Source organism: Iodobacter sp., from assembly GCF_025352645.1.
Lineage (GTDB): Bacteria > Pseudomonadota > Gammaproteobacteria > Burkholderiales > Chitinibacteraceae > Iodobacter.
The window spans coordinates 1-4033 of sequence record NZ_JANXSO010000014.1 but is presented as its reverse complement, the minus strand read 5'-3'; the positions used below and the strand labels follow the sequence as shown (position 1 = coordinate 4033).

Annotated in this window: 3 protein-coding genes; all 3 read right to left on the bottom strand. The window is 51.4% G+C overall.

From position 1 onward, the window contains the following. Positions 1-339: hemagglutinin repeat-containing protein (locus Q0R17_RS01495; RefSeq protein WP_293931458.1), on the bottom strand; the 339-nt coding region annotated here is incomplete at its 3' end. 19 nt (positions 340-358) lie between these two features. Continuing rightward, positions 359-1168: an Imm49 family immunity protein gene (locus Q0R17_RS01490; protein ID WP_293931455.1), complete on the bottom strand. Its 810-nt coding sequence runs from the start codon at positions 1166-1168 to the stop codon at positions 359-361. Next, on the bottom strand, positions 1165-4033 hold a 2869-nt coding region (locus Q0R17_RS01485; protein WP_293931452.1), incomplete at its 5' end, for a hemagglutinin repeat-containing protein. The genes Q0R17_RS01485 and Q0R17_RS01490, both read right to left, overlap by 4 nt.

Genomic DNA, 4033 nt, shown 5'->3' with positions numbered 1-4033 from the left:
GCTTTGCTTGCTATCAAACTGGCTGGTGTCTTGGCGGCTAGCGAGTTTTAAATCGCCGCCGATGTCGGCAACGATTTTGCTGCCGCTGACCACGGCGCCTTCTATGCGGGTGTCGTTGCCCGATTCCAGCGTCAAGGTTTTGCCTGCGTTGATATGGCTGTTTTGCTGGGCGGTATCTTTGCCATCGGCATGGCCGCGGCTTAGGCTGCCGTTGGCAGTCACGCCATAGCTTGCGCCACCTTGCCCCACGGAAATCGCAACGCCCGCACCCCAGCTGGAGCTGCTGTTTTTGCTGTGCTGCTCGCTCTCATCCAGCGCCGATTGCAGGTTGATATGCATATCACGCTTTGCCCATGCGTCACTTGAGCCAGCGTTTGATTTTATGCAGCAAATCATCTTTAGGTGGTTCCCATCCTGATCGCAGAAAATCATATTCGATTTCATAGTGCGGCAAAGGCTTCACCGGCATTAGGGCCATAGGGATCAAGGGGTGGTCGATTTCAACCTCGATACCCTTAATCCAGCACAATTTGGTGCAGAGCACCGCCCAATAGTGAAGAAAATCGCGGTGAATCAATTCGGACTTAATTTTAGTCAGGTTGAAGATATGTTCTTCCAGCGCGGGTTTGTCCTGCCGTAGAAACAAGGAAAAGAAATCTCGTCCAGTGGCAAATTCTTCACGCAAGGGCTTACCGCATTTTTTCGCACCCACAGCGATCATTTCTTTAATTGCAGAATGATCGCCCAGTAAAAGTAATTGCAGCATATGCGTGTAATAGTGATAGCTTTTGGGGTCAGCCTTGTACATCAAACCGGCGTGAGCAATCTGGTTAATACACTCAGGGCTATCAGAAAGAAGTGCATGCACAAAAGCCTCAACTGGTAAGCCAAGATCGCGAAAATCAGGATTAAATCCTGCAGCATTTGCAGCGGCTGACAAAATGCTGGTCATATAAAACTGCTGTCGCATAGCTGTCTGATCGTGGTCAATGAAAGAGGCTTTGAGAGCTCTGCACTCGTACAAGATAGAAATCCAACTCAATATCCAACCACGATCTACTTTGTGAAAACGATTGATATAACTATCCAACTTCCTCGGTAGATCATCTTGTTCACCTTTCAAAAAGTCTAAAAGCTGCTGTTCACGGTTGCGAGTATCTTTGCTCATTTGAGTCTCACCATAGTCATGCCATCACCATTCACACCTGACACCATCTTAATCAAATTGCCATTCTCTTTAGCCTTCATAATTGCTTCAGCTGTCGCCATTTTCACAGGATCCTTAGAAAACTTTAACTCCATTACTCGACTTGTAATCCACTGATCAGACATCTGTGGTGGCAGTGCGGTAGTCGGATTCGGCCCCGCCAATTTGATTGAATTATTCGCATTCAAAGGTTTCACTTCATTAATAATCACCTGATCGCCTTTGAAATAAACGCCATCAAAACAATTGGCCCCACATTTTCCATCTAGTGCCGTAAATCCATTTCGCGAGAAATAGGCGTCAGCCACTGTTTCGCGCAATGCACCGGCTTGCCCTGTATCCAAACGGCTCAATTTACTCAACTGCGTCAATTCTGCCTGACTCAGCGCAGCAGGCACGCCTTGTGTGGTGATTTGTTGTGTCGAGATAAACCCTTTGCCAGAAGCAGCAACCTCACCGGCGTTAAGAATCTTGGCCGACTCCCATGCTTTATTAACATCCAAAACCTTTTCCAGCTTGGATACGGCAGCAGGCGACGCGCCCAGCTGCATTGCGGCATAAAGCAACTCTGACGTTTCAGGATTGGTCCCCAACACTTTCTGGATAATCTGTGCACCAGCTGTATTTTCAGCCTTCCCTTTGATGGCAGTTACAACGCCTGCATGTAAATTATCTGCACCAGATGTAACAAGAACACCTGCTGCAACACAAGCCACAGCGGTTCCACACGTTGTAGCAAGCCCTGTCGCTGCCATAATTTCTGCCATGCCCCCAACAGCTTGCAGAGCACCGATACCCCGTGTTCCAAGCTGATTTCGGCTAGCCGCATCCTGCCAAGCCATCGGATCGGAGTATTGCCCGAAAATTGGCAATTCAGCAGCGCCCCCCAAATAAACCAACTGCACTGGATCCGTCTGTTTGGCGAGCAATTCGCGCTCGCCTTTGAGCGCATCAGTTTTCCCCAACAATTCAAGAGCGGAATAAATCGAATAATTAGGGTCATCTTTTGCTAAGCCAGCGGTGCATTTAAGCTGTGCGCATGCAGCAGCCAGCAGACGGACTTCCTTGTTTTTATCCCCTTTTGCCAGTTGTTTAATGCGATCAATCTGCCGAGCATTAGCCAGCATATTGTTTTGCATCTCAATCTGCGCCGCATTATTTGCCGCCGCTGCATTGCCATCTGTTGCCGCAACAATGCCGGTGATGATGGAGCCAACCAGATTCTTACGTTTTTCCTTTTCACTGGCGGTCATCTTATCTGCATTGGTGTTTTCAAGTTCAGACAGGACGTTGTTGATGACGACGCTAGAGGCGGCTCCCACGGCGGCGCTGCTGCAGTTGCTGGCGGAGACCGCTGCTCCGGCGCAAGAGGCGATGGCGTGTAGGGCGGCGCGGACGTTTTCACTTGTGGCGGTTTCTTTGCCCTCTTTTTGGAACGTGTTTGCTATCTCTTTGATCTTTTCAGCGCCTATGCTTTGCAAGTAAGCCACCGCGCCATTTTGCACCAAACCCGTTACTCCGCCGCTGACATTACCACCCACCGCAGCTTGCAGTGCAGTCATGGCGCGGCCGTAGTCACCGCCGGGCGTCCATCTATCTGCTTCGGTTTTTTGCGCGCCCAGACTAATTACTTGAGCATCCAGCTGGCGGATCAGCGCCTGATTTTGCTGATCTTGTGGCTTGGCTTGTTCTGCTTTTAAGCTGGCCGATGTGCCGTCCAGTGCTTTTTTCGCCGCATCCGCCTCAGCCGTGCGGTTAGCCATAAAGGTGCTGCCTTCTTGCAAGAAGGTTTTGGTGGCGCTGAATAGCTCGTTGATTTTTTCAGGTTTAAAATCGTTGGCGAGTTGCTGCTGCGCGCCATCGGTGTCGCGGCTCAGGCTGGCGATGGAAGCGGCGGCGGTTTTGCCGGTTAATTCTTTTTGCTTGGCTTCATCGGTGATGGTGATTTTGGCGGTGGCAATGGCGCTTTTGGTGGTGCTCGTGCCATTGTCCCCAGCGCTGAGGGCGACGGGCATGGTGGCGGTAACGCCACTTGATCCCGCATCGGTCATTTTCCAGCCGGAGGATGCAGGTTTATCGCTACTTGGGGCTTTGCCGTCTTCCGGTTTTTTCTCAGTCCCGCCCAAACTAAAGCCACCGCCAATGCCGATGCTGCTGGCGCTGTATTCAGCGTGGTTGTTGATGTCTTTTTGCGTGAGCGTGCCGGTGCTGAGGGTGTTGTCATCCGACTTGCTGGCAATCACTGCGCCGTTCAGGTCGGTATTCTTTTTAACCTTAATCTCAAAGCCATCTTTGCCTGCAAACAAGCCGCTTTGCTCGGTGACGGCCGCGTAGTCAGATTTCATTTTGTCCTGACTAATGCTGGCGCTACCCGATACGCCCACGCCCACCGTGACGCTGGCGCTTACGCTGCTTTGCTTGCTATCAAACTGGCTGGTGTCTTGGCGGCTGGCGAGTTTTAAATCGCCGCCGATGTCGGCAACGATTTTACTGCCGCTAACTACCGCCCCTTCTACGCGGGTGTCGTTGCCGGATTCCAGCGTCAGGGTTTTGCCTGCGTTGATATGGCTATTTTGCTGGGCGGTGTCTTTGCCATCGGCTTGGCCGCGACTCAGACTGCCGTTGGCGGTCACGCCATAGCTTGCACCGCCTTGCCCCACGGAAATCGCAACACCCGCACCCCAACTGGAGCTGCTGTTTTTGCTGTGCTGCTCGCTCTCATCTAATGCCGATTGTAAGTTGATATCACCATCCGATTTCAGCTTGATATTACCTTTGGCATTGATCTCGCTGCCCAGCACATTCAGCTGACTGGCTTTATCGCCC

Coding starts and splice junctions, on each gene's coding strand:
- Q0R17_RS01490 (WP_293931455.1), bottom strand. CDS start 1,168: ATGAGCAAAGATACTCGCAACCGTGAACAGCAGCTTTTAGACTTTTTG.